Raw genomic sequence first — 25,928 nt, 5'->3', positions numbered from 1 at the left:
CATTTTCCTATTAAGGGGCAATGAAAGGAAGAGATTGTTTTGGAGTAATATAGTAAATAGAGTTGTTTTTTAGGGATAAAAAGATAAGAAATTATTATAATACAATTTATTTATTTCTTTTTTTGATAGATTATCTTGTTTTAAAAAGGTATGGCCAATTTTATGCGTAAAAAGATTCCCTTTTGGAAAGCTAAGAAATTAGAAGAATTTTCAGTTTTTGAGTGGGAGAGCCTTTGCGATGGCTGTGGGCGTTGTTGTTTAAACAAATTAGAAGATGATGATACTGGTGATATCTATGCAACGAGTATTGCTTGTCGTCTTTTAGATGGGGAAACTTGCCGATGTCAGGATTACGCCCATCGTAAATCAATTGTTCCGGATTGTATATTGTTAGATATTGCAACTGTTAAAACAGCTCGGTGGCTTCCGGAAAGCTGTGCTTATAGGCTGGTTAATGAAGGAAAAGATCTTGCGTGGTGGCATCCACTAGTTTCAAGAAATTGTCAGACGGTGCATCAAGCACATTTTTCTGCACGTGGACAGATAGAAATTTACGAAGATGAATTGTCATCTGAAGAAGATTACCTACAGCATATCACCGGTATTCTTTGTGAAGGCCGGTGATAAAATTGTCTCACACACTGATGTATGTAGTCTTGTGGTTTAGTCGTCGATAGCAAATACTACGGTGATGTTGACGTGATAGTCTAATTCACCTCCTGAAAAATTTGTATCTGCATAGCTTGCATTTGCAGCTCTGCTCATGAGGCGTGGGATTGGATGATAGCCGCCATCGTTTTCATTGATTTCAATAATCTTTCCTAATTTTAAATTTGCTGCGTGTGCTATTGTTTCTGCTTTCTCAATGGCTTCAGCAATCGCTTTTTTTCGCGCTTCTTGATAAAAGGGCTTTGCATCGGCGTTTGTAAAGGTAATACCATCAACTGAATTAACACCCAGTGCCATTGCTTGATCAAATATTTTACCAGCATTGGCAAGATCACGAATGCGTACTGTTAAACGATTCGTAACATGATAAAGTTTTTCATTGTTCTTTTTTTCGTGATTTTTATCAGAGTCAGATTGATAAATAGATAAGCCTGATGTTTGTAAATCATTTTCTTGAATGCCATTGTTTTTAAAAGCATTTACAACATTATTCATAGATTTATTATTGGCTGTTAATGCTTGTTGGGCAGTTTTATCTTGTGTAATGATGGCAAGATTAATAATCGCCATATCTGGTATAGCTTGACTTTCACCGGTTGCTGTAACCGTAATAGTTGCATTTTTTATTTTGCTTTCTTCAGCGTGTACCATAAATGAATTGATAAACAGTGATAGTGCTGCTATAGCCACTTTCATTTTATAATGATTAAATGGTTGGAAAATTGCTTTCGTCATATCTCTTCCTTTGTCTGTTGGTATAATATTTTCTCATTTTTTAAAGTTCTTGTAAAGAAATTAGGGCACTAGAAAAAAAAACCGATAGAAAAGAGAAAAAGATGTATTATAATTTAAGCAAGCCCTTGTATCAGAGGGCATTTTAGTTTAGAGAAAAGCAACCTGTGGGGCCTGTAGCTCAATTGGTTAGAGCCAGCGGCTCATAACCGCTTGGTTGGGGGTTCGAGTCCCTCCGGGCCCACCACTGCTTTTCTAAAAGCAATCGTTTTATAAAATAAATATAATGAAAATTTGCAGCGGATTGTTTTATGCTCATTTTTTAGTGTTTTTATTGCCTATACAGTGATTCTATTGTAATCATTACCCTTTTACACTAATATTATAGCGTTATTTGTTCAGCTAAAAAGCCCTTCGTGTTGTGAGAGTGTTGCCATTTGAATCAGATAGGGGAATGTATTGGTGCTCATTTCTTGATGTCTGCGACATGATAAACTTCTCATAAATTACTAAAGGTTTTTTTCGGGAGTGTTTTCTGTATTGTATATAAATGTACTAGCTCTGCTAGGACTAAACTTTGAGTATGGCTATTCATTGCGGGAAGATGTGAATAAGAACATTTGTTTGAAATTTATTTTTCCAAAATCTTTCCCAAAGTTTTTCAGTGTATGGGTATGGCATTATTATTCATAATAATGAATTGATTGTTTATCTTATAGATTTGTAATTTTTTTCATTATAAGCCTTTTAAATGTGTTTTTTCTTTGGAGTTATTAGGAAAATACGCTGATGATTCTTGTTGTGATATTTGCGGAAGGAATAGCTGTTTCTGATTCTTCTGTGATTTGAATTGTCGTAGCAGAGCAATCTATAAGATTTTTTGATTCTCTTCTGATTCGTTTCTTATAGGCTTTCTCGCTTGTGATTTTATATGCGGATATCATTAAAATTCAACGGTTACAGGTCTTTTTTAAGGCATATCACAGAGGTTTAGGCAGTCTTTCCTGTTTATAGCTTGTACATACCGCATCGTTATTATTTTTCCTATAAAATCACCTTGTTTCTGTTCTTTCATATAAAAAATGTAGCATCATTTGCAGAAATATCTTCACATTGGTTAGTTGTTGATTCGATTTACAAGATGCTGAATAGCATTATCAGTATTGTTGATAAAAATGATAATGTTAATTTTTATAAAAAGATCTAAGACCATACGATATTTTTTTGTCTCACCATGGTACATAATCAATAGAGTTTCATCTGATTTTATAAAAACTGATTTGTGCAATAACTGTTTCCATGCTGCCTATTGCAAATAATTTTTTCTAAGGTATGGGGACATATCAACGCTTTAGCGTTAAAATATTTGACTACAGAGTGTCATTATTATGGAGTATAATTATGAAAAATGACAAAAACTTTGAGACAATTTTGCCTGATGTTATAGTGAAATGGGAGGCTTTATCTACAGCTCAAAAGCAGGAGATCTTGAAAAGAGTAGAGAATTCTACAAATTTTGCTCAGTCAAAAGGATGCTTAAAGCTTCAATCTTCTTTTTATCTCCAGACGAAATCAAAGCTATGAGTTTTAAATCTTCCTCGGAGATGTTAAAGCCAGTGATAACATATATGGCGCTAGCATTTCCGAGCGTATTAAGAATAGCCATAAGCTTATCCACAGAAGGTCTTTTCCCTCCGTTTATCATTTGTTGTACATAATTTTGTCCACAGCCTGCGGCTCTGCTTATTTCAATCATTGTTCGTCCATCACTTTTTATCAATTCAATTAAGCGTTGGAACCAATCTTTTTTAGTCTTTGTCATTTTTAGACCTTTACACATTTACGCTATAGCGTTAATATCGCGTTACAAAACCAAGAATACATGATAAAGGAGTGTGAAATATCCATGCGTAGCTCTTCGCTTATGAAGGATACAAAGTTGTTTTTAATTAGTAACAAAACGTCCCCGTACAGCTTCGGATTCAAATCAACAAAAATGGTTGCCTAGTTTCACGATTGTAACAGGGTAGATACGTATTACCGACAACGGAAATACGCATTTTTGTGTTCATGAAATACTATCTCGATAGTATACGCAGCGGCATTATAAATCAAGATATACCCCCGACATCGGCATTTGTAAAAGTTTCTGCATTAATGATGCAGTTTACAAGTATAGCGAAGTTTTATGGCTTTAAGAGAAAAAATCACAGCTGTGGAAAAAAGTACGAATCCACAGAAAAAAACTCTGGTTTTTCTCTTGTTTTGAAATTAGCACATGGCTAGACAGTATGTAAGATTGATATGTTAAGAGATTTTGAAAGTACTGAAAAGGTGTCTTGGATGGTTTTATAAAGCAAGAACGTAATTGGGGGGACAGAACGTGATATAAGTTGTAAGTACTTTTTTCTTGAAAAGAAAGTATGTTTACTGATGCTATGGTTTATAAATGTGCCCATATTTGTGGTGATGCCAATTTTATATTCATGCGCAAATACATGCTATATCACCTGTTCTAGGATCACTTACTCTTTAGAAAATATTTGAATCTATGAGGGTTTCTGTGTTTCCAATCAAGAAGCAATTTATGATTATACTGATATTTTAAGAAATTTTAAAGTTGATGACAATGCTTTAGTTTATATTCTGCAAGGTTTTATGAAAAAGCAAAATTGATTGATAATGCCGTGACTTATGTTTGTGAAAGCTTTTGCGATGACGGAGAGGTTTATATATGTGATTATATTTCACATAACGCACAAAAAGTAGGAAAAACGATACAGGTATGGCACGTATTGTATTTATCTTATCGTTAATATTGTTTGAAATTGGTTGTATTTTTGTATTTTACGTCAACAAATATGGTGCAAGAAGTTGGCGTAATGGTATGGATTGGAACTGCTATCGCGACATTGTTTTTTATCATTTATTAACGTGGTTTAATAGAAAGAAAATGCCAAGAGTAATTTATTACACTTGGTATATAGCGTTGTATTCTTTTTTATGAAGGGTGGAAACAAAATAAATTGGTTGAAATGGCTAACCTAACGGCAATTAAGGAGATAAAAATGAGTGTAAACGAAATTTTATTGATAGCGGTGAGTATGGTGGGGGTGGTTATGCTTTTCAGCGGTATTATATTTCGGTTTGTTTTGTTTTACCGCAATCAGATTAAGATTCTTCAAGAAGAAGCGAGAAAGATGAGGCACGATATTTTAAGGGATTCGATGAAGATGACTGAAGAGCGAAATAGAATGGTTAGAGAATACAATATGGTGATACAAAAGCGTGATCAAACAATTGAAAAACTGAGGAAAAAAGTTAAGCAGTGTGAGGACGTTGTTAAGCAATGTCAGGAGGCAATAAAACCTGAGGATAAATCCAATTAAGAAATATTAATTTACTGGTGAATTTGAGAAATATAAAACCGATGGTGAGACGGGTGATTCAAGGGGGTGACGAAGAGAGGTAGACTTTTTCTATGAAGGTATCTTTGGAGGGTATAAGATTATGGGTGATAAATATGCTTAAGCTTATGAAAAGAGAATTATTGGTAGCAATATAAAAGTTATGACGATGATATGTAGGATTATGAATATGCTGCTGTGTTATTATAATATATAGTATCACCAACGCTTATGATCAATATATGATTGTTTGGAGTGATATATGTCGCAAAAATAGTATTCGAGGTAAGGCTTTAGTTCGGAAGAATGGGGTGTCTGATGATAAAATAGCCTTAACTGATATATATAATATTGTATAGTAGTAAGAAAAAATGGTTTTTATCCTGATGGAATGGAAAAAATAAATCATTTGTGATGGCCATGTAAAAGGAATAGAGAGAAAAGAGGAATCAAAGATACCGGATATGTGCAAAACTAATTCTGTTCATGATTTATCATTTATTTAGCTCTCAGAATGCTTGTTATTTTTACGAAAAATACAAATTTTGAAAGATGGGCAATAAGAGTGTAGGTTTGCTGTGAGCACCTTTTCTTCAGGATGAGAGAAGTGACAGGAATACGTATGCCATTATTTCATTTGGAAGATTTAATACGCTGCGTTGTATGGTAAGGTATGACATACTAAGTCCATGTGGCTTTATGGCTTGGGTGTGGAGATTTATGAATAACGTTTTCATAATTCAACAAAATTAAACTAGCAGTTTCGGAAGAAGGGGCTATTACAGATAGAGTGTAATTAATGAATATAGCTATCTTTATTGTGAATAATAATTTGCAAACTTTCTCTTAGATATCGTTTTTGTTTTTTTCTATAAGATATAAGTATGCTGTTTTGCTGTTTAAATTTACTTTTCTAATGTTTGAATTTTTTAAACCTTTTGAGATCTATTTTACATATACACTGACGATAGATTCTATTTACTGTGGGTATATCAGTAGCAAGCAAGGATAAGCTGCTAACCATGCCTGATATTTTTATTTATACGTATAGTTTTGCACATTTGCATTATAATGATTATTAGAACTTTGTGTTTGCAATTTAAAACGCTGCAATATATTCTGTAAACGTTTATCAGAGTCTTATAAATTTAGTCCCACCAATAACACTTAGTTAAAAGTGCAGCGAGCTGCTTCTTGCCAATCGCTTTAATCGCAGTAAAACTATCGGTTTAAAGAACAGATACAGAATCCCAAAAAAGCTTTGGAGGGCCATTTGTTTTGTATGTTTGTCATTAAACATGCTTTCGCACGAAAAAAACCATTATCTCTCTATTTATCATCAGGATTCTATACAAGACCTAAAAATATACAAAACAGAACACTTTACTCTAAGAATACAAATGTTAGGGTTGCAATTCTCTAATAAGGGCTTTATGCGTAATCTCTTTTATCTGCTCAATATTTGTAAGAATATCTTGCTTTGTTGGATAACCCTTACTAGAAAAAGCAATTTTTTGTTCGTCTCCCGAGATTAGACGCCAGTACCATTGATTGTGAACCCCTTGAAACACCTCAAAATACACGTTTTCCACCTCATAAAATAGTCAATAATTTACAGGATAAGTATTTAGCCTATTTGACTATGAGTCATTAGGTATGTCTCTTTCATAAGCAGTCAATATACCGTCTTTAAATTTTTTGCTCCTAAATGATAGCTTTTATGAAAGCCACATTTTGAACAAGAAAATATTTTTTGTCAATAAAGTGAAAATAGGTATTTTATACTATGAAATGGATTTTTTGAATTTTAAGATACTGTGTTATTATTTAGAATGGAATTTTTTTTCATTATTTTTTAAAATACGTTCCATTATTTTTATATAAATAATAAAATCTACGCGAAAGTGCAAAATCCATCAGCATAGAAAAATACTGGTATTTCTTTCTATGCTGGTAAAGTTTCAGTTTGTTTTTCGTTTTTTTTATGGATTTACGTAGACGTTTATTGATTGGTAATAACCTCTTTTTGCGATATGCTACGAATAAGCAAATCAATAAACAGGCTAAGAGCGTAGGAATTAGCCATTTTCGCCTTCATATCAATTAGAGACGTTGCTGCTTTTGGACTGAGTGTACTGGATGATCCCTGTTTTAATAAGTATTGTTGCAACTTTTCGTAAGAGCTTTCAATTTTTTCTTGATTGAGTCTTTCACCGCGATCACTGTTTGCAAGGATTTCTTCAAGCCCTTCAATTTTTTTAATAAAATAATTCCAGTCGAAATCACCTTTCGTATATTCGGTGTCAAACATTTTTCCTTGTCCGGTTAAAAGCCAATTAATATTGACACCGTACATTGTGCGATATGTTTGTAAAACACTTAGATTTGGTTCTCTTTCTCCACGCTCATAAAAAGCGATAGAGTTTTTTGTCATGCTAAAGCTTTTAGCCAACGCTTCTCGTGATGGATCCCCTAAAGCGAGGCGTACATAACGCAAACGTTTTCCAAATATAGTTTTTGATTCAGTTTCAGGACGTGCCACGAATTATCTCCCTCAGTAAATCATCATGGTATATGCTTTGATCGATAAAGGAACACTATGTATTAATACCTCATGATACAATGTCAATATTTATAGCCTTTATTTTTCTTTATTCGTGTATAGAAAGTGCTTTTAAACTCATTGTATTGTATACTATCTATTCAAGAATGCTCTTCATTTCAAATGAAAGACGCATATAACTGATTTCGCTCTTGTTTTTTTTTAGGTAAACTCTATATAAACTCGCCATATGTGTTATCTGTATTAATAGACACAATTTTTTGATTTGTACAGCAGATGAATTTAAAAAAATAAATTTTGAGGAATGATCATGGCCCTATTACGTTATTTTGGATGGGCTTTTTTTTTCACAATTATTGGCCTCTTTTTAGGAGGGGCTATTGGCTGGTTTGAAACAGGAAGTGTTGCTGGATTTCTTAAATATTTTTTTATTTGCTGTGTTTTAGGAATTTTAGAAATTTCTTTATCTTTCGATAATTCTATTATCAATGCGCGTATTCTTGGAAGGATGGATCAGTTATGGCGCCGTCGTTTTCTGGTATGGGGCATTTTGATAGCAGTATTTGGAATGCGGATTATTTTTCCAGTTTTGGTAGTTGCTGTTGCTGTTTGGATTAATCCAATTGCGGCAGTAAAATTAGCAATATGGGAACCAGATCATTATGCAGCAATTTTAACAGATGCTCATGTGGGGATTGCTGCTTTTGGAGGAACTTTCCTCATGATGGTCAGTTTGAAATATTTCTTTGATTCTGAAAAGGAAGTGCATTGGCTTGCTTTTATAGAGAAACCAGCTCAAAAGCTTGGAGCACTTGTTGGGATTGATATTGCTATCATTTTGATTTTTATTTTATTTTTTTCAGAGAAAGTTATAACAGAAGATAAAATAACATTCTTACTTTCTGCTCTTTATGGACTTTTGACATTTATAGGTGTTGAAGTAGTTAGTTCGCTTTTAGATGCTCCCAAAACAACTTTAACTACGATGAGCAAAGGAGGTGTTGGTGCATTTCTTTATCTAGAAGTTTTAGATGCTACTTTTTCTTTTGATGGCGTTGTTGGTGCTTTTGCTTTTTCACACAATCTTTTTATTATCGCAATTGGTCTTGGTATAGGGGCATTTTACGTTCGTTCTATGACGATTATGTTGGTCGAATCACAAACATTGTTGCATTATCGTTATCTGGAACATGGTGCTTTTTATGCTATTTTAGCACTTGCAGTAATTATGTATCTGCAAACGGTTATATCGGTTCCCGAAGTATTCACAGGACTCGTGGGTGTTTGTATTATTGGAATGGCATTTTATGCTTCTCTTCGCTTCAAACGCAAACATTTAAATAAATCTGTTGTATCTAGGTAGATGCAACACATTATTTATCAGTATAATTCTATTTATAGATTGAGTAAGATACTTTGAGTATTGTATGATTCTCTCATTTCAAATCCTTTTATGGTGAAATCATAAAAATCATTCATTTGCATATTATAAGAGTGGCATGTGTATAGATAAAACCATTGAAGATAGGAATAAAATGCTTTGCATAAACCGTCTCAATTCAAGCGGTATCGCAACATTAGGAGTCAATAAATTTATGAGCGTGTTTCTTCTTAAGCGTAGAGGCAGTGGTGCTTAATGGACTTTACATTATCGCATTTATGGTTTCCGTCGTGAAATGGGCTTGGGAGTAACGAAAGATGTTGTTTTAATGAGTACGTGAATTAGTAACATAATAATGGGCTGTTTCTTTGTGAATTAAACGTTCTTTATGTGTTGTATGATAGGAATAAAGAGAGTTGTTAGGAGATCATTAAAAGTTCTATACCAGCTTCATTCATAGTTTTAAGCATTGCATTAAGAGATCCATTTAGATCAATACCAGCACAGGCATTTAACGAAACGCTAACTTTAAAGCCACATCGTACAGCATGAAGTGCAGAAAATCCAACACAAAAATCGGTTGCTAAACCACACATTGCTAGCTTTGTAAAAGCATGTTCTCTGAGATAAACTTCTAAGCCTGTTGGTGTTTTTTGATCATTCTCAAAAAATGCGGAATAACTATCAATTTTTTGATTATAACCTTTTCGAAGAATTAGTTGCGCCTTTTCAACTTTGAGAGATGGATGAAACTCTGCTCCTTTTGTTCCTTGTACACAGTGATCGGGCCAAAGAATCTGAGGACCATAGTCAAGATTGATCGTATCATAAGGTTTTTTTTCAGGGTAAGAAGAAGCAAAGCTGCAATGTTTTTTAGGGTGCCAATCTTGAGTCAAAATGACATGATCAAAATGGTCTATGAGATTGTTGACAGCCGGTAAAATGATATCACTTTGTGGTACTGCTAGTGCCCCGTTTGGTAAGAAGTCATTTTGAACATCAATGACAATTAAGGCTTTTTTTTCCATAAATATATTCCTGTAGGAGATTTACTTTTGGTATTATCCTTTAAAATATTATGTTTCCTCTTGAAGTTTTGAGAGGATCGCATGGATATTGGTATTACTTTTATAATTATCAAGCCAAAAAAGGGGAATAGATAAGTTTTTATAATTTGTTTTATAGTTTTTCGCGTATTGTAACCAAGTTCCAATAGGTAGCGCATTATGGCTACCAATCGCTACATATTTGTTCAACGCTTTCATAATTATCGGACTTGGGACATCAGAGCCCATAAGGCGTTGGTCATTTTGTAAACGCAATTTGAGCCATATCAAAGCAAGGGATGAAGTCCATTGTTTTCCATGACACAGAAGTGATGAGAAAAGGGAGGGATTTTCTATTGCGTATTGTAAAGCCCACAAAGAAAAAAAAGAAGGGGCATAGAGAATGGTTTTTTTTTGTGGAACTATATTGCATTGGTAAGTTGGCTTAATACGATAAAAACACACTGTTGTATTAGGTATAGAAAAAAGAGGCGATGTTCGATAGCAGGTTTCAGGTACAGCTAAAAAAATGTGCTTTTTGCTCTTCGATGTGACGTTTTTTTGCATTCAGAACCGTAGTGGGACTTGTGAGATCAAGAAAAATGTATCAGTATAAAGTGAAAAGCTTGTGATGCAATGCGCATGCTGTTTGTTGCACAGTTTAAAAAAGTACTTTTTTCAAAGTCCTAATTTTTAATACCACACAATACATAAAGAGAAACTTATGGCACGTCAATTTGTCTATCATATGGCTGGGCTCCACAAGGCTCACGGTAATAAAAAAATTTTAGAGAATATTCATTTGTCTTTTTATCCAGATGCGAAGATTGGTATTTTGGGGCCCAATGGTGCAGGTAAATCAACCATTTTACGCATTATGGCAGGATTAGATAAGGAATATACAGGGGAGGCATGGCTTTCTGAGGGAGCGCGTTGTGGTTATTTGCCGCAAGAACCTCTCCTTAATACAAGTAAAGATGTGCGCGGTAATGTTATGGAAGGTGTGGCGGATAAGCAGGCAATTTTGGAGCGTTATAATGCATTGATGATGAATTACAGTGAGGAAACAGCGGATGAAAGTGCAAAACTTCAGGATATTATCGACAGCCAGAACCTTTGGGATTTAGAAAGTCAAGTAGAAATGGCTATGTCTGCTCTTGGTTGTCCACCAGGGAATGAAGATGTGAACAAACTTTCAGGGGGTGAAAAGCGGCGTGTTGCGCTTTGTAAATTACTTTTGTCGCAACCTGATTTATTGCTTTTAGATGAACCAACAAACCATTTGGATGCCGAAACGACGGCATGGCTTGAAAGGTATTTGCGTGAATATCCCGGTGCGGTGCTATTGGTTACACATGATCGTTATTTTCTCGACAATGTAACTGGTTGGATTTTAGAATTAGATCGCGGTAAAGGTATCCCTTATGAGGGGAATTACTCTGCTTATTTAGCTGCTAAAGCCAAACGTTTGGTACAAGAAGGTCGTGAAGAGGCTGCTCGTCAGCGCGCCTTGTCCCGTGAGCAAGAGTGGATTGCATCTAGCCCAAAAGGACGTCAAGCGAAGTCAAAAGCCCGGATTAAAGCTTATGATGAATTGCTTAAGGCGGCAAATGAGCGCCGTCCTGGAGAAGCACAAATCATTATTCCCATTGGTGAAAGATTAGGGCAGGTTGTTATTGATGTTGATAATCTTTCCAAAGCATATGGTGAACGTGTGTTAATCGATGGTCTTTCTTTTAAGTTGCCTGCTGGTGGAATTGTTGGAGTTATTGGGGCGAATGGTATGGGAAAATCAACCCTATTTAAAATGTTAACGGGGCAAGAAAAGCCGGATTCAGGTCAGATACGTATCGGAGAAACGGTCCACATGAGTTATGTCGATCAGAGTCGCGATTCTTTGGTGGGTGATAAAACTGTTTGGGAGGAAATTTCTGGCGGTAACGACATTATTAAATTAGGTAAGTATGAGATAAATAGTCGTGCTTATTGTGGAGCGTTTAATTTTAAGGGTGCAGATCAACAACAAAAGGTGGCTTCCTTATCAGGAGGACAGCGCAATCGTGTGCATTTAGCTAAGCTTCTGAAAGAGGGGGGCAATGTTCTTCTACTTGACGAACCTACAAATGATCTTGATACTGAAACATTGGGTGCATTGGAAGATGCCTTGGAAAATTTTGCAGGTTGTGCAGTGATTATATCACATGATCGTATGTTTCTTGATCGATTGGCAACACATATTTTGGCTTTTGAGGGGAATGGACATGTGGAGTGGTTTGAAGGTAATTTTGCTGAATACGAGGCTGATAAAATTCGTCGTTTTGGTACTGAATCTGCTCATCTTAAGCGTGTAAATTATAAACCACTGACACGTTAAATTGTTTATTTTGAGCTTGACTGAAAAAATATGAAAGGATAGCCGTATTGTTTCCACCTTTTAAAGGCGGAGGCGTCCTGTATTGTAAAGTTTGCATCCACTATATTTTAGATAAAAAAATACATAATCCTCATCATACCTAGCATAGTGTAAATAACATACTTCACTATGCTAGGGTGTACCGGATTTGTTATTTTTTGTTAAATTATAATAGAAAGAAGTTTGTCATTCATTCTTTCTTAATTGCCTATTTTTTACCTTATTATAGAAAAGCAGTAAATAAAATATATGTCTCTTCCGCTTGACTTTCTGTAAGTATAAACAAATGTGTATATTTGTATCTTAAGGAATATTTATGGAAAAAAAAGCAAGTTTGAATGCGGTAATTGTGCAGCTGAAAGCGATGGCAGAGACAAGCTGTTTACGTATTCTTGCGCTTTTGTATCATGGGGATTTTACAGTATCAGATTTTGCTTTTATTCTTGACCAGTCACAATCGTGTGTATCGCGGCATTTGCATTTATTATGCGAGGCTCAATTAATTGAGCGTTGTCAAGAGGAAAAACAGGTTTATTTTAAGCTTTCTCGTGGTCATTTGGATAATGGTATTGTGATGGCTGTTATTTCAGCTTTACCAGAGCATGATTTGGTTTTAGCGCATGATTTAGAACGGTTGCTGGAGGTTAAGAAACAGTACCGAAAAAAGGAAGAAAAATATTTTTCCAAAAATATAGCGCAGTGGGATGCGTTGCGGTTATCCTCTATTGCAGATCACATTGTGGAAAGTGCTTTATGCCAGATCATTGGTGATAAACCATTTGAGACGATGCTGGATATTGGTATAGGCACAGGTTCTTCCTTAAAATTGTTCTCGGATCTTTATAGGCATGCTGTTGAAATCACACTTGATAGCAATGTTTTGCATTTATCTGTTGGAGATACAATTTTTGATTTGGTAATTTTTCATTGGGTTTTGAATTTTCTTGAGAACCCTCAGAAAGCGCTTAATGACATTGTTGCTGTTTTGCGTCCTCAAGGACGTTTGTTGATTGTGGATTTTGTTTGTCATGAAATTAAGTCTTCATATTTTCATCATTACCATATGCATTTTGGATTTTCAGATTTACAAATAGAACAGTGGCTTACAAATTCTGGATTGATTCTAGAACAAACGGTTTGTCTTTTTCCGATGCAAAATGAAAACAACAAAGGGTTGAAAGTTAAGATTTGGCTTGCTCGTGATCCACGTTTATTGGTGGATGATATAAAAAATAAAGTAGTAGAATTTGTATAATAAATTCTACACAATTTTTTCTATTATTATAACTTTTCTCAGTTAAAGCTACAAAAATATGCTTTTCGTAAAGCGCTGTTATTTTTATGCAGGCATTATAGTTTTATATAGTACTGTTTGGTGCCTCACTATATGGGCCGTATAGATGGTATAATGAATACTATTTTAAAAAACAAATTATACGGCAGTCATTTAACGTATACATTTAAGAGAATATAGGAATTCGTATTTTATTGTTTTCATGGGATTCTAGGTAAGAAAAAGCGGAAGAATAATATTCGCACTGATTGTTGTTTGCTATGATAATGCTGAAGTTTATTGCTCATTTACAAAACAGTATGCTGTCATTGTGGAATACGAGACTCTATGATTTGGAACAAATGGGCTGAAAGCTCTAGTATGTTCATGATAGTCATTTAGTCGAGGATAGAATTGATAATAAAGGCAGTTTAAGAAATTTGAATGATGGTTTTCAAAAATTGTCATGGTAACAGTCAAGGTTTTGTATTCCCATTGTGGTTATGCTTGTTTATCTTTTTAAGCAGAGTAATTTATGTTTGTGCATAAGCACATATATTTTCTATTTTTTTATGCAATAATTAAACGGTTCAAAAATATACAGTTTGATTTTTGTAGTGGAAACTGTTGAACAAGGAACGATTACGTTTATATATTTTTCTTTTATGGGAGATAATTCGTATATATCATTTGTATTTTGAATACTTTTACAATAGCTGATTTTTATAAAAAATAATTATAAAAATTATGATGTGTATAGATTCTTAATTTGTGCATGGCGGAATAAAGTTGCTTCAAATTGGATCATTTTAAATATTTTTTGCCTAATTTTTTCCACTTTTGAGCGATTTATGATTTTTTTTATACATTTTTTTCGTGAAGAATGATAAGATTTCTTGTTGTTTAGAACATTTTATTCCATAGCAGGGTATTACATCGGCTGTATTGGTTGGTGTGAGAGGACAATCAGGGAACCTCCTCCCCCCCCCCCGCGTGGATCCCTTAGATTGTCTGGCCTGGCTGAGGATTTCCTCAGCCAGGCTTTTCAGGGTTTTTATTAAAGTTCGGTGAAGTATCTTAAAGGAACTTTTAAAGTGCTTAAGACACTGATATTTTGTGGTATATAGTGCGTAAAAGTTTTTTTGACAGTTACTACTATCCTAATGTTTTAATATAAGAAAAATTTTTTCTTTATTCAGCTTTGAAGAAAACACAAAATGAGCGGCGTATTTTATGTGTTGTAGTATTTAGGGGAGATAGAATGGCATTTTTCTGGCGTCGTATCATGCTTATTTTATTTGTATTCTTGATTTTTTGGGCCAGTCTTTTTGTTTCTCGGAATATTGCGGGTTATAACTTTTTGTTTAATAAATCTTTTTCTTCTCATGGGTCTATTTCTTATAGAGGTAATGTAACAGAGGGAGTACTTATAGAGAGGCTGGTAATATCTTGGCCAGATCTTGTGGAAAGTCTTTCTAAGATGAGTTCGCAACAGCAAAAGAAGTTTATTGAACAAATACGTCGAAATATAGTTTCTGCTGCTTTTGCGGAGGGGCGGAGCGGTGAAGATGCGCGCAAATTGGGGGAAGCCGTTGTTATGGCTATGTTAAAAGCAATTTCTAATCCTTCCATTGGTAACACTTATTTTTAATCATTTTTTTATCTCTTAAGGAAGACATTTACGGTTTTAGAGGAGAATATTTTGGTGCTGTTTGTGGAATTTTGAAAGATGCACAAGTAAATTATGTTCCCATTTTTGATTTGATATTATACGAGGATGGGAGATGGGTGAGTATGTGAAGTATTCCTTATTTTCGGATTTTGAGATTTTTGTTCATTATATATGATACCTGAAGGTGAAATCGCGTCAGACAATGAGAAATGGTTACATCATATCGTGTGTGAGAAAATATTTGAATTACGATGAGTGATATAAATTTTTGTTAATCTGTATTTGAGGGCGTTTATAATTTTTCTTTATAGAAGCTCTAAAACAGAGAGAAGTGATAATTATTAAGCAGTATTATACAGTCAAAACAAATATGTTGGTGCATATTCATGTGCTGTTCGTAAAATGATTAATTTAGATAAATCACTTTGGTATTTTGCGCGAATTTTATAGTTTTTGTTTATCCTCTATTGGGAGAATTGAGGGCATTCCTATTTTTGTGAGATTTCTGTGATGTTGGCAGATATCTGGTAAAATTCAGTTTATGCTGCTGTTTGTATTAGGAAATTGCTTTTGAGAAGAGTTTAGCAATTTATATAAAAATAATAAAATACTTTTCAGTGTTGTTTTTATTTTCTGAATTTAGTTGTCTATAAGACATATTTATTGCTAGTATAGTATATCATATTATGAATATGATACATCTTTTTTAGTATGTAAAACATGTATTATAGTTTCTTTATTTTGTAAAAACTAGAAATTTATAATGTGTAAGTTGAGCAATTGTTTATAATGCAAGAAGTTATCTTAAAATTGTCTTAATATTTCCATTTTCAAGCCCTTCTTTGGCTTTTTTCTTCTGTACAATATCTTTGCAAAGCCAGAGAGGCTAGGGTTTGAGAATGACTTAATGAAGAGAAGAAAAATGCAATTTTTTAAAATTCTTTTAAGTGCAGCATGTGCTGTATTTTTTTTGTTTAATATAAGTTTGGCGCACACCGTGTTAAATGTTGCAGGTTCAAGTGAGGAGCCTGTGATTATTGCTTCTAAAATTAAAATGCATGCTCGCCCTTATGAGGCGCTTATTCAGAAATTTGCGAATAAATATAAAGTTCCTGTTAATTTGGCTCATGCTGTTGTAAGTGTTGAAAGTAATTATAAAGCACGTACAAAAGGAGCTGCTGGCGAAATAGGTTTGATGCAAATTAAACCTTCTACAGCGCGAGGGTTGGGTTTTAATGGTTCTGTGCAAGATCTTTATGATCCTGCGATAAATCTTGAATATGGTATGCGTTATTTGGCGCGGGCATATAAACTAAGTGGTGGGAATACGTGTGGCACGATCCTTAAATATAATGCAGGTCATGCTGCAAAAAAAATGAATTCTATTTCGGCAAAATATTGCTTAAAAGTGAAAACTTATCTGGCTTCATTAAAATAAAAATGATCTTGAAAGTGATGTGTTTTCTATAAAATATCTTGAGAGTGCTATTTTCACTTGATGAAAAATGTTTTATAAATGGTGTGTCAGTCGGCTGGGCAGCCGCGCTTGTCCAATGCCTAAAGGCGGCAGGTGAGGAAAGTCCGGGCTCCATGGAAAGACGGTGCCGGGTAACACCCGGCGGGGGCGACCCTAGGGAAAGTGCCACAGAAAGCAAACCGCCTATTTTTATAGGTAAGGGTGAAAGGGTGGGGTAAGAGCCCACCGCGCATTCAGTAATGAATGTGGCAAGGTAAACCCCACCGGGAGCAAGACCGAATAGAAATGACGCGCAAGGCTTAGCTTGCAGCCGGTTTCCGGGCGAGTCATTTGGGTAGGTTGCATGAGGCGGATGGCAACATCCGTCCCAGATGAATGGTTGCCACGTAGAGTGTAAGCTTTACCATACAGAACCCGGCTTACAGGCCGACTGATATTTCATAATTAATGCGATATTTTTTATAATTAACCAAGCATTGTTTGTGCGTTTTGTTGAGAGAGCACCTTTTTGAGGTGTGTATTCAAATAAAAGCATGTTTGTAATGAAATCATAATATTTCTTTAATTATAATGCATTACGATGCGTATTGGGTTAGCTTGCGCTTCATCATTGTATAGAGGTAAGAGTTGAAGTTTGGATATTTCACAATATCATTTGCCATTAATGGTTATTTATTGATTTGGAAAAGCATAAATCAAGACGGACTATTTTGATAGAACAGAGTAATAGAGCTGAGCGCCATATTCCAGTGTTATTACAGTCAGTTTTAGCTGGCCTTGTACCATTGGAAGGAGCAAAAGTAATTGATGGCACCTTCGGTGCTGGAGGGTATACGCGCGCTCTATTAAATGCGGGTGCAGAGGTTCTTGCTCTTGATCGTGATCCTCATGCAATTTGTGTAGGGCAAGCGCTTGTTGATGAATTTTTTCCACGGCTTCGTTTGATACAAATGGAGTTTTCACAGTTGGACCGCGTTGTTGAAGAGAAGGTGGATGCTGTTATTTTAGATATTGGTGTCTCTTCGATGCAGCTTGATGAAGCTGAAAGAGGATTTTCTTTTCAAAAAGATGGTCCATTAGATATGCGCATGGCGCAAACTGGTTTTACTGCTAGTGATGTTGTAAATCATTTAAAAAGTGATGTGTTAGCACGAATTTTTAAGATATTAGGAGAAGAACGATACGCAGGGCGCATTGCACGGATGATTGAGAAACGTCGCTGTGTTCAGCCTTTTTTGCGTACAGGTGATCTTGCCAATGCCATTGAGGCATTGGTAGGGCGTAAACCGGGAGATCGTATTCATCCTGCAACACGTGTATTTCAAGCTCTGCGTATGTATGTGAATGATGAAATTGGCGAACTTGCACGCGGCTTATTTGCTGCTGAACGCGTTTTAAAAGCAGGAGGACGTTTGGGAGTTGTGAGTTTTCATTCTCTTGAAGATCGTATGGTCAAAAGATTTTTTTCTGTCCGTTCAGGAGAGCATATGAGATCGCGTTATCTTCCTGAAATAGAGACAACTCCAGCAACATTTTTTCCTTTGTTTAAAGGAGGGGTAACGGCAACTAAAGAGGAATTACAGCAAAATCCTCGCTCGCGTTCTGCGAGATTGCGTATTGGGATTCGTACGGAGGTAGAGAGTCACGCTGCAGATATGAAATTATTTGGTTTAGCAGAGATTGCCAGTTTTGAGGGCTGCAAAAAATGACAGTTTTTCGTACATTTGATATGATTTTAGTGATGATTATGATTTGTATGGCAGGTCTTACTTATAAGGTGAAATATGATGTTCAAAAACAAATGAGCGAAGTTCGACGTCTTGAACGTGAAATTGCTGCAAAAAAAAATATGGTGAGTTTGCTTTATGCTGAATGGGCTGTTATGATAGAGCCTTCACGTATGCAAAAACTCGTAAATCGTTATCAAAAAGAGCTTGGTTTAGAAATTATTCAGCCTCGCCAAATTGTGGAATTAGAAGATATTCCAGTACGGGTATACGATTCAATTGAAGAAGTTATTAAACAAAATCTTTTGGAGGAGAATAAGGATATTTTGGCAAATAATCGTACATTTCAGATGAATGGTATTGTTCCACAAGGTGTGCGGTGATGAAGTCCTTACTTTCCTTTTCAAAGAAGAAAAAGCGTTTAAATAATCCGTTAAAAGTTTCTAATCTTTCCGTTCGCCGTTTATATTCTAGTCGTCCACGCTTGCTTTTTTCTTTGTTCTGTTTTCTTATTTTGTATGGCATCATGGGGGCGTGTCTTATTTCTTATGGATTTGAAGGTGGGCAGATTGAAGAAGCAAAAGGTCCAGGAATTTTTCAATTGACTGCACGGCCTGATATTATTGACCGTAATGGCCGTTTATTGGCAACAGATATAAAAACTTATTCTCTTTTTGCTGAACCACGGCGCATTATTGATGTTGATGAAACAATTGAATTGCTTTCAACAGTTTTGCCCGATCTCAATTGGCAGGAAACTTATAAACGCCTAAAAAGAAAGTCTAGTTTTTCTTGGATTCAACGTGGGTTAACACCAATGCAAAAGACGCAAATTATGGCTCTTGGTATTCCTGGAATTGGTTTTCGTACTGAAATCCGTCGTTTTTATCCAAGTGGATCTGTGGCATCGCATATTCTCGGCATGGTTAATGTTGATAACCAAGGTATAGCAGGTATGGAGAAATATATTGATGATGCTGGTTTGAGTGTTCTGCGTGCTGCTGGACTTGCAACTGAATCTTTATTGAAACCAGTTCAGCTTTCCATTGATGTGCGTATTCAAACAATTGTGCATGATGAACTTATTAAAGCGATGAAGCGTTATAAAGCAATTGCAGCAGGAGCTGTTATTTTAAATATTCATACGAGTGAAGTTCTTGCTATGGCCTCTGTTCCTAGTTTTGATCCCGGAAATCCTGCTGATGCTTTGAAAAGTGATCGTTTAAATAGGATGACTGCTGGAACTTTCGAAATGGGATCTATCATTAAAAGTTTTACGACCGCGATGGCACTTGATTCAGATATTTTTCATTTAGACAGTATGATCGATGCTTCAAAACCAATCCAAGCAAGTAGTGGGTACATTATTCATGATTTTCATGGGAAAAATCGTCCTCTAACGCTATCGGAGGTTTTTATTTATTCCTCTAACATTGGTTCTGCTAAGGAGGCATTGGCAGTAGGGGTTGATGAACATCGTGGTTTTTTGCAACGACTTGGTTTACTTGATCGACTAACAACAGAATTGCCGGAAGTTGCTCATCCTATTGTGCCACGTCATTGGAAGGATATTCATTCTATGACAATTTCTTTTGGACACGGTATGGCAACAACGCCTTTGCAAACGGCAGTAGGTGCTGCTGCTTTAATGAATGGTGGTTGGTTGATTGCTCCCACATTTTTAAAACGTACAAAAGAACAAGCTTTAAAACAGGCAAAACAGGTTTTGCATGCCAAAACGAGTCAAAATATGCGTTATCTTTATAAATTAAATAGTGATATTGGGTCTGGGCGTCACGCAAAAGTAGAAGGGTATCGTATTGGTGGTAAGACAGGAACAGCTGAAAAAGTTGAAAATGGAAAATATTCTAAAACAAAAAATTTTAATAGTTTTCTTGCTGCTTTTCCTATTGAGAATCCCTCTTATATTGTTTTAACAATCATCGATGAGCCTAAACCTGAGGATGGACAGCGTTCAGCAACTGCAGGATTTAATGCTGGACCAATGCTTTCCAATATTGTCCGACGTTCCGCTAGTTTTCTTGGAATAAAACCAGATTTCAAAAAAGAATATGAACCTATTTTAAGCACAAAGAACAGTTCAAATTTAGTTAAACAATGGTAAAATTAAGATAAAGTGGTGTTATGTTATTTGGAAAAGTTTTTACAGAATGTATCGAAAATGATCGTCTTGCTTCAATGGCAATAACGGGAATAAGTGCGGATTCTCGACAAGTTTTTCCGGGTTATGTTTTTGTGGCTCTTCAAGGAAACAAAGGTGATGGAAGGCATTACATCAATGATGCTATAAGACGTGGTGCATCTGCAATCGTTACAGATTATAATGTCGTTCTTGAAAATTTATCTGTTCCCTTTTTACGTGTTTGTGATGTTCGTCATAGTTTAGCAATGGCGGCTGCGCGTTTTTATGGTTCTCAACCCAAGATGGTTGTGGCTGTGACAGGTACAAGCGGTAAAACATCAGTTGTCTCGTTTGTTCGACAGATTTGGGCTCATGTTGGATTATGTGCTGCTAGTATAGGAACGGTAGGTTTGGTTTCTCCGCATCGGAACGATTATGCTTCTTTGACAACACCTGATCCGGTGGTTTTACAGCGTTTACTTTATGAAATTGCCAATGAAGGTGTTACGCATGCAGCTCTTGAAGCATCTTCGCATGGGCTTGATCAATGCCGGTTGGATGGGGTGCGTTTAGCAGCAGCTGCTTTTACTAATTTAGGGCGTGACCATATGGATTATCACACATGTATTGAAGATTATTTGCATGCTAAAATGCGGTTATTTGACACACTTTTACCCCAAAACGCTCCCGCTCTGATTTTTGCAGATGATGTGTATTCGCAGCAGGTTATTGAGATGGTTACACAAGCGCGTCGTCGTGTCTTAACAATAGGCCGTAAAGGAAAATTTATTACCATTAATCGTGTTGAACATCAACGTTCAAAACAGTGTGTTGAATGTCGTGTGGAAAACAATATTTATACATTCGATCTGCCTTTAGCGGGAGATTTTCAGGTGACCAATGCGCTTATGGCGGCAGGACTAGCAATTGCAACAGGTGTTTCTACCGATAAGGTTTTTGCTTCGCTTGAAATTCTGCAAGGAGCACCTGGACGCTTAGAGTTGGTTGGAAAGACAGAAAATAATGCTCCTGTTTATATAGACTATGCGCATAAACCAGAAGCTTTAGAGCAGGTATTGCTTTCTGTTCGTCCCTTTACGCAAGGACGTTTAATCCTTGTTTTTGGTTGTGGAGGTGATCGTGATCAAGGAAAAAGGCCTTTGATGGGAAAAATTGCAGAAAATAAGGCTGATGTTGTTATTGTAACTGATGATAATCCTCGCTCTGAAAAACCAGAAAAAATTCGTAAAGATATTTTACAAGCTGTACCAAAAGCAATAGAAATAGCAGATCGTGGTGAAGCTATTACTTATGCAGTGGGGCTGCTTAAAGCTGGAGATACATTGATTATTGCTGGAAAAGGGCATGAGAGTGGTCAGATTATAGGGCAAAAAACATATCCTTTTTCCGATCGTTTAAAAGCGATTGATGCTTTACAGGAACGGAAAAAATGACAGCTTTATGGGATAAACAAGCACTTATAACAGCAATTAATGGTTGTGCAATTGGTTGTATACCAGAATTTTTTTCTGGTATTTCTATTGATAGTCGCACTCTTGCAGAAGGTGATATTTTTTTTTGTATTAAAGGGCATCATCTGGACGGTCATGATTTTGTTGCGCAAGCCTATGCACGAGGAGCGGGTGTTCTTATTGTTGCAGAAAATCGTTTGGCAGAAATGGAGAAAATATCTGCTCCAATGATTGTTGTTCCTGATGTTTTGCAAGCTTTAGAAAAACTTGCACAAGCAGCACGAAAGCGTTCAAAAGCTAAAATTATAGCGATAACAGGTTCTGTGGGTAAAACAACAACAAAAGAAGCTCTAAAACATGCGCTTGCATCTGTTGGAAAGGTTCATGCGAATCTTGCTTCTTTAAACAATTGCTGGGGAGTTCCGCTGACTTTAGCACGTATGCCCATAGAGAGTGATTATGGAATTTTTGAACTTGGAATGAATCATAAAGATGAAATTCGCCCTTTAGTGAAGTTGGTGCGCCCGCATGTGGCTTTGATTACCCATATTGCTGCGGGACATATGGGTTTTTTCAAAAATCTTCAGGAAATAGCAGATGCAAAAGCTGAAATTTTTGAAGGATTAGATGATGAGGGGGTAGTTCTTTTAAATGCAGATAGTGATTTTTTCTCTTATTTAGTCCAAAGGGCAAAACAATGTGGTGTGAAGCAGATTTTCAGTTTTGGGGAGGCTAAAAATTCTGATTATCAAGCACGGGAAATACATCTTTCCATGGATTGCTCCTCTACGATTGTACGTATTAGGGGAAAAGATAAGGTCATTAAAATTGGCGCTCCTGGACGACATATTGTACAAAATAGTTTAGCTGTTCTTGCTGCTTGTGATGTTATTGGTGTTGATTTAGCTTATGTCTCACATTCATTGAGTCATTTTTCTCTTCAAAAAGGCCGTGGTGCTCGTTATTGCCTATCTTTACCAAGTGGGGGAAAATTCCATTTAATTGATGAAAGTTATAATGCTAATCCCGCATCTATGTGTGCTGCTCTTGATTTGCTTGCTACAGGGCCAGTTGGTATTGGTGGTAGGAGGATTGCTCTTTTGGGTGATATGCTTGAATTAGGAGCTTATAGTGAAAAACTCCATCGTGATTTAGTAAAACCAATCTGTCTTTCTGGTGCTCATTTAGTTTTTTTATTTGGTGAGGCAATGAAGTCTTTAGCTACTGATCTGTCTGCATACGTTAAGGTTCATTATGCTGAAAATACTGAAAAAATTTTACCGCTTCTTTTTGCAGAAATTTCGAATGGGGATTTGCTTATGATTAAATCATCCCGTAGCCTTTATTCATCAGATATTGTGGCTGCACTGCTTGAGCGCTATAAAGTAGTTCCTCTCTAATTTTAATAGGTTTTTTATTGCTATGATGCTGTTTTTTTCTTTGCTTAGTGATTGGCTTCCAGGCGTCAATGTTTTTCGTTACATTACTTTTCGTACTATAGCAGCTATGCTCACATCGGGGCTCATTGTATTTTTGTTTGGTCCTAGTATCATTGCTTCTCTTAAATTACGGCAAGGAAAAGGGCAGCCAATTCGTGCTGATGGTCCTCAAACGCATTTTAAAAAGGCTGGCACGCCTACTATGGGCGGATTGATGATTTTAACCGGGATAGTGGTATCGGCGCTTTTATGGTGTAATTTATCGAATATTTATTTCTGGGTCTCGTTGTTTGTTATGCTTTCTTTTGGAGCAATTGGTTTTTATGATGATTATCTGAAGGTCACAAAACAAACGGAAAAGGGTTTTTCCGCTAAAGCACGGTTAAGCTTAGAATTTTTTATTGCCGGTATTGCTGCTTTTATTCTCTTACAAGTTGGCTCACCTGGTTTAGCTTTGCCTTTCATGAAAGATTATTTCATCAATTTGAGTTGGTTTTTCATTCCTTTTTCCGCTTTTGTGGTGGTGGGAACTGGTAATGCAGTTAATTTGACTGATGGTCTTGATGGGCTTGCTATCGTTCCCGTGATGGTTGTTGCTCTTTCTTTTGCTCTGATTGCTTATCTTTCTGGTAATATAAATTTTGCTGATTATTTACAAATCCATTATGTCTCAGGAACGGGAGAGTTGGCTGTTCTATTGGGAACTGTTGTTGGTGCTGGTCTTGGTTTTTTATGGTTTAATGCACCTCCAGCGGCTATTTTTATGGGAGATACTGGTTCTTTGGCGCTTGGTGGTCTCCTGGGGATTGTCGCTGTAGCAACCAAGCATGAAATTGTTTTAGCTCTTATTGGTGGACTTTTTGTTTTGGAGGGATTCTCGGTTGTTATTCAAGTTGGTTATTTCAAATTAACAAGAAAGCGCGTGTTCCTTATGGCGCCAATTCACCATCATTTTGAGAAAAAAGGCTGGACTGAAAGCCAAATCGTGATACGCTTTTGGATTATTTCTATTGTTCTTGCTCTGATTGGGCTTTCAACACTTAAATTGCGGTGAAAGTGTGATTTCTGTTACGTGTTATAAGGGGCAAAAAGTTGCTCTGTTTGGATTAGGGCGATCAGGATTAGCGGCTGCGCAAGCATTGATTAGTGGTGGTGCAAAAGTGGTTGCATGGGATGATAATGCTTCTAGTGTGCAAGTAGCTTTTCGGCAAAATATTCCAACCAAAGATCTTCGGTATGAGGATTGGTCAGAATTTGCTGCATTGATTTTAGCGCCTGGAATTCCTTTGACTTATCCTCAACCCCATTGGGTTGTTGAGAAGGCACGTCAAAAAGATATAGAAATTATCGGTGATATTGAATTATTTGTTCGTTCACGTAATCATTTTTTACAGCATCATGGTTTTTGCGATCAGGATATACCGTTTGTTGCTGTTACGGGTACAAATGGAAAGTCGACAACGACTGCTTTACTTTCCCATCTTTTGGAACAGATGGGCTATGATGTACAAATGGGAGGAAATATTGGTACTGCAATATTGGCGCTTAAGCCATTTGTTAAGAAACGTATTTATGTGATTGAATGTTCATCGTTTCAGATTGATCTTACACCATCACTTCAGCCAACAGTTGGTCTTTTATTGAATTTGACGCCTGATCATATTGATCGCCATGGTAGCTTTGCTTATTATATGCAAGCTAAAAGGCGTTTAGTTGCAGGAGCTGCTCATACCTTTATTTCTGTTGATGATGCGCCTTGTCAGGATTTATATCAACAATTGGTTCGTGAAGGGCGTCCAGTTGAAGCAATTTCCAAAGAACATTTTGTTGAAAATGGTTTTTATGCGGATGGAACTAAGCTTTTTTCTGTTCGCTACGGGCAGCGTCAGATGCTTGCAGATCTCGCTTATGCACCGGCATTGCGTGGTAGTCATAATGCGCAAAATGTTCTTATGGCATTAGCAACATTGCATGCTTTAAAAATGACTGATCCATATATAGGAAAGCATTTAGCAAGTTATAAAGGGTTAGCGCATCGTATGCAGCAGGTGCGTAAAATAGGGGCGGTTTTGTTTATCAATGATAGCAAGGCTACAAATGCAGATGCATCAGCTCCTGCACTTTCTGCTTTTAATGATATTTTTTGGATTGTTGGAGGGCAGGCAAAAAAAGGTGGAATTAATTCTCTTAGAAGCTTTTTCCATAAAATTCACAAGGCTTATTTGATTGGGACTGCGGCGGAAGAATTTGCTGGCGTTATTGAATCTGCTTTTCCTTTTTCTATGAGCTTAACTTTGGAAAATGCAGTGCATGAAGCTGCTGCTGATGCAATGTATTGTAAGGCAAAAGAGGTTGTGGTCCTCTTTTCACCCGCTTGTGCAAGCTATGATCAGTTTAAAAATTATGAAATGCGTGGAGAAGAATTTATTTCTCTTGTTAAGCAGTTAAAATGAGCATGAATTAAAAAAATACTTTTCCGTTAATATTCCGGAATCTTTTTTTGTGTAATTCAGT

At 36.1% G+C, this 25,928-nt stretch carries 21 protein-coding genes, 1 tRNA gene, 1 other RNA gene and 1 pseudogene; 18 read left to right on the top strand and 6 right to left on the bottom strand.

Features of this window, described 5'->3' with window-relative positions; all coding sequences use genetic code 11:
* Positions 1 to 162 precede the first annotated feature (162 nt).
* A complete protein-coding gene (locus MCS_RS03980) occupies positions 163 to 624 on the top strand; it encodes a YcgN family cysteine cluster protein (protein ID WP_004855894.1) in 462 nt (153 codons plus the stop codon).
* Between the two features lie 39 nt (positions 625 to 663).
* Here the strand turns inward: MCS_RS03980 and MCS_RS03975 are convergent, their stop codons facing one another.
* Complete coding sequence (locus MCS_RS03975) at positions 664 to 1,404, bottom strand: SIMPL domain-containing protein (protein ID WP_004855892.1); 741 nt, start codon at positions 1,402 to 1,404, stop codon at positions 664 to 666.
* 167 nt (positions 1,405 to 1,571) lie between these two features.
* On the opposite strand from MCS_RS03975, the gene MCS_RS03970 reads away from it, so the two are divergent.
* A tRNA-Ile gene (locus MCS_RS03970) sits at positions 1,572 to 1,648 on the top strand.
* Positions 1,649 to 2,802: 1,154 nt separating this feature from the next.
* Positions 2,803 to 2,985 (top strand): hypothetical protein, encoded by a 183-nt coding sequence (locus MCS_RS08660; protein WP_004855890.1) that lies wholly within the window; start codon positions 2,803 to 2,805, stop codon positions 2,983 to 2,985.
* Here the strand turns inward: MCS_RS08660 and MCS_RS03965 are convergent.
* Positions 2,909 to 3,223 carry a helix-turn-helix domain-containing protein gene (locus MCS_RS03965; RefSeq protein WP_004855888.1) on the bottom strand — a complete coding sequence of 105 codons (315 nt, stop codon included), beginning with the start codon at positions 3,221 to 3,223 and terminating at the stop codon, positions 2,909 to 2,911. The genes MCS_RS08660 and MCS_RS03965 overlap by 77 nt on opposite strands.
* 951 nt (positions 3,224 to 4,174) lie before the next feature.
* On the opposite strand from MCS_RS03965, the pseudogene MCS_RS08940 reads away from it, so the two are divergent.
* Positions 4,175 to 4,408: pseudogene (locus MCS_RS08940) on the top strand (hypothetical protein); the annotation flags it as partial.
* 61 nt (positions 4,409 to 4,469) lie between these two features.
* Complete coding sequence (locus MCS_RS03955) at positions 4,470 to 4,790, top strand: hypothetical protein (protein WP_004855886.1); 321 nt, start codon at positions 4,470 to 4,472, stop codon at positions 4,788 to 4,790.
* A gap of 1,421 nt (positions 4,791 to 6,211) precedes the next feature.
* Here MCS_RS03955 and MCS_RS03950 read toward each other — a convergent pair.
* Positions 6,212 to 6,391 (bottom strand): YegP family protein, encoded by a 180-nt coding sequence (locus tag MCS_RS03950; protein WP_004855884.1) that lies wholly within the window; start codon positions 6,389 to 6,391, stop codon positions 6,212 to 6,214.
* 419 nt (positions 6,392 to 6,810) lie between these two features.
* Complete coding sequence (locus tag MCS_RS03945; RefSeq protein ID WP_004855883.1) at positions 6,811 to 7,350, bottom strand: helix-turn-helix domain-containing protein; 540 nt, start codon at positions 7,348 to 7,350, stop codon at positions 6,811 to 6,813.
* A 331-nt stretch (positions 7,351 to 7,681) separates the two neighbouring features.
* Between MCS_RS03945 and MCS_RS03940 the strand changes: the two genes are divergently transcribed.
* Positions 7,682 to 8,734 carry a DUF475 domain-containing protein gene (locus tag MCS_RS03940; RefSeq protein ID WP_004855881.1) on the top strand — a complete coding sequence of 351 codons (1,053 nt, stop codon included), beginning with the start codon at positions 7,682 to 7,684 and terminating at the stop codon, positions 8,732 to 8,734.
* A 437-nt stretch (positions 8,735 to 9,171) separates the two neighbouring features.
* Here MCS_RS03940 and pncA read toward each other — a convergent pair whose 3' ends face one another.
* Both pncA and MCS_RS03930 read right to left on the bottom strand, forming a co-directional pair.
* The gene (gene pncA / locus MCS_RS03935; RefSeq protein WP_004855879.1) at positions 9,172 to 9,780 is read right to left on the bottom strand and encodes a bifunctional nicotinamidase/pyrazinamidase; all 609 of its coding nucleotides are present in this window, start codon (positions 9,778 to 9,780) and stop codon (positions 9,172 to 9,174) included.
* Positions 9,781 to 9,828: 48 nt separating this feature from the next.
* On the bottom strand, positions 9,829 to 10,365 hold the full coding sequence (locus tag MCS_RS03930) for a hypothetical protein (RefSeq protein ID WP_004855877.1): 537 nt from the start codon (positions 10,363 to 10,365) through the stop codon (positions 9,829 to 9,831).
* A gap of 157 nt (positions 10,366 to 10,522) precedes the next feature.
* Here MCS_RS03930 and ettA point away from each other — a divergent pair, with 157 nt between their 5' ends.
* The 12 genes from ettA (at position 10,523) to murD (ending at position 25,867) form a co-directional block, all read left to right on the top strand.
* Positions 10,523 to 12,172, top strand: coding sequence for an energy-dependent translational throttle protein EttA (gene ettA, locus MCS_RS03925; RefSeq protein ID WP_004855876.1), 1,650 nt, complete (start codon positions 10,523 to 10,525; stop codon positions 12,170 to 12,172).
* 355 nt (positions 12,173 to 12,527) lie between these two features.
* Positions 12,528 to 13,466, top strand: a complete 939-nt coding sequence (locus tag MCS_RS03920; protein ID WP_004855874.1) for an ArsR/SmtB family transcription factor — start codon at positions 12,528 to 12,530, stop codon at positions 13,464 to 13,466.
* A 1,279-nt stretch (positions 13,467 to 14,745) separates the two neighbouring features.
* Positions 14,746 to 15,135, top strand: coding sequence for a hypothetical protein (locus MCS_RS03915; RefSeq protein WP_004855873.1), 390 nt, complete (start codon positions 14,746 to 14,748; stop codon positions 15,133 to 15,135).
* A 943-nt stretch (positions 15,136 to 16,078) separates the two neighbouring features.
* Complete coding sequence (locus MCS_RS03910; RefSeq protein ID WP_004855872.1) at positions 16,079 to 16,594, top strand: lytic transglycosylase domain-containing protein; 516 nt, start codon at positions 16,079 to 16,081, stop codon at positions 16,592 to 16,594.
* Between the two features lie 86 nt (positions 16,595 to 16,680).
* Positions 16,681 to 17,071: RNase P RNA component class A (gene rnpB, locus MCS_RS07965), an RNA gene on the top strand.
* Between the two features lie 272 nt (positions 17,072 to 17,343).
* Positions 17,344 to 18,342, top strand: a complete 999-nt coding sequence (gene rsmH, locus MCS_RS03900; protein WP_004855870.1) for a 16S rRNA (cytosine(1402)-N(4))-methyltransferase RsmH — start codon at positions 17,344 to 17,346, stop codon at positions 18,340 to 18,342.
* Entirely contained in the window at positions 18,339 to 18,743 is a 405-nt protein-coding gene (ftsL, locus tag MCS_RS03895) for a cell division protein FtsL (RefSeq protein ID WP_004855868.1), read from the top strand. The genes rsmH and ftsL overlap by 4 nt, the downstream gene beginning before the upstream one ends.
* Complete coding sequence (locus tag MCS_RS03890; RefSeq protein WP_004855866.1) at positions 18,743 to 20,485, top strand: peptidoglycan D,D-transpeptidase FtsI family protein; 1,743 nt, start codon at positions 18,743 to 18,745, stop codon at positions 20,483 to 20,485. The genes ftsL and MCS_RS03890 overlap by 1 nt, the downstream gene beginning before the upstream one ends.
* Before the next feature lie 20 nt (positions 20,486 to 20,505).
* Positions 20,506 to 21,957, top strand: coding sequence for a UDP-N-acetylmuramoyl-L-alanyl-D-glutamate--2,6-diaminopimelate ligase (locus tag MCS_RS03885; protein ID WP_004855865.1), 1,452 nt, complete (start codon positions 20,506 to 20,508; stop codon positions 21,955 to 21,957).
* Positions 21,954 to 23,375 (top strand): UDP-N-acetylmuramoylalanyl-D-glutamyl-2,6-diaminopimelate--D-alanyl-D-alanine ligase, encoded by a 1,422-nt coding sequence (locus MCS_RS03880; RefSeq protein WP_004855863.1) that lies wholly within the window; start codon positions 21,954 to 21,956, stop codon positions 23,373 to 23,375. The genes MCS_RS03885 and MCS_RS03880 overlap by 4 nt, the downstream gene beginning before the upstream one ends.
* Positions 23,376 to 23,397: 22 nt before the next feature.
* Positions 23,398 to 24,468: a phospho-N-acetylmuramoyl-pentapeptide-transferase gene (gene mraY / locus MCS_RS03875; protein WP_004855861.1), complete on the top strand. Its 1,071-nt coding sequence runs from the start codon at positions 23,398 to 23,400 to the stop codon at positions 24,466 to 24,468.
* A 4-nt stretch (positions 24,469 to 24,472) separates the two neighbouring features.
* Positions 24,473 to 25,867 carry a UDP-N-acetylmuramoyl-L-alanine--D-glutamate ligase gene (gene murD, locus MCS_RS03870; protein ID WP_004855860.1) on the top strand — a complete coding sequence of 465 codons (1,395 nt, stop codon included), beginning with the start codon at positions 24,473 to 24,475 and terminating at the stop codon, positions 25,865 to 25,867.
* Positions 25,868 to 25,928 lie beyond the last annotated feature (61 nt).

The sequence above is a fragment of the Bartonella doshiae NCTC 12862 = ATCC 700133 genome (assembly GCF_000278155.1).
GTDB lineage: Bacteria > Pseudomonadota > Alphaproteobacteria > Rhizobiales > Rhizobiaceae > Bartonella > Bartonella doshiae.
This window is presented reverse-complemented; position numbering and strand designations above follow the sequence as displayed.

Bases quoted from the DNA above. Each gene is read 5' to 3' on its own strand.
- MCS_RS03980 (WP_004855894.1), top strand. From the start codon at position 163: ATGCGTAAAAAGATTCCCTTTTGGAAAGCTAAGAAATTAGAAGAATTT.
- MCS_RS03975 (WP_004855892.1), bottom strand. From the start codon at position 1,404: ATGACGAAAGCAATTTTCCAACCATTTAATCATTATAAAATGAAAGTG.
- MCS_RS08660 (WP_004855890.1), top strand. From the start codon at position 2,803: ATGAAAAATGACAAAAACTTTGAGACAATTTTGCCTGATGTTATAGTG.
- MCS_RS03965 (WP_004855888.1), bottom strand. From the start codon at position 3,223: ATGACAAAGACTAAAAAAGATTGGTTCCAACGCTTAATTGAATTGATA.
- MCS_RS03955 (WP_004855886.1), top strand. From the start codon at position 4,470: ATGAGTGTAAACGAAATTTTATTGATAGCGGTGAGTATGGTGGGGGTG.
- MCS_RS03940 (WP_004855881.1), top strand. From the start codon at position 7,682: ATGGCCCTATTACGTTATTTTGGATGGGCTTTTTTTTTCACAATTATT.
- pncA (WP_004855879.1), bottom strand. From the start codon at position 9,780: ATGGAAAAAAAAGCCTTAATTGTCATTGATGTTCAAAATGACTTCTTA.
- MCS_RS03930 (WP_004855877.1), bottom strand. From the start codon at position 10,365: ATGCAAAAAAACGTCACATCGAAGAGCAAAAAGCACATTTTTTTAGCT.
- ettA (WP_004855876.1), top strand. From the start codon at position 10,523: ATGGCACGTCAATTTGTCTATCATATGGCTGGGCTCCACAAGGCTCAC.
- MCS_RS03920 (WP_004855874.1), top strand. From the start codon at position 12,528: ATGGAAAAAAAAGCAAGTTTGAATGCGGTAATTGTGCAGCTGAAAGCG.
- MCS_RS03915 (WP_004855873.1), top strand. From the start codon at position 14,746: ATGGCATTTTTCTGGCGTCGTATCATGCTTATTTTATTTGTATTCTTG.
- MCS_RS03910 (WP_004855872.1), top strand. From the start codon at position 16,079: ATGCAATTTTTTAAAATTCTTTTAAGTGCAGCATGTGCTGTATTTTTT.
- ftsL (WP_004855868.1), top strand. From the start codon at position 18,339: ATGACAGTTTTTCGTACATTTGATATGATTTTAGTGATGATTATGATT.
- MCS_RS03890 (WP_004855866.1), top strand. From the start codon at position 18,743: ATGAAGTCCTTACTTTCCTTTTCAAAGAAGAAAAAGCGTTTAAATAAT.
- MCS_RS03885 (WP_004855865.1), top strand. From the start codon at position 20,506: ATGTTATTTGGAAAAGTTTTTACAGAATGTATCGAAAATGATCGTCTT.
- MCS_RS03880 (WP_004855863.1), top strand. From the start codon at position 21,954: ATGACAGCTTTATGGGATAAACAAGCACTTATAACAGCAATTAATGGT.
- mraY (WP_004855861.1), top strand. From the start codon at position 23,398: ATGATGCTGTTTTTTTCTTTGCTTAGTGATTGGCTTCCAGGCGTCAAT.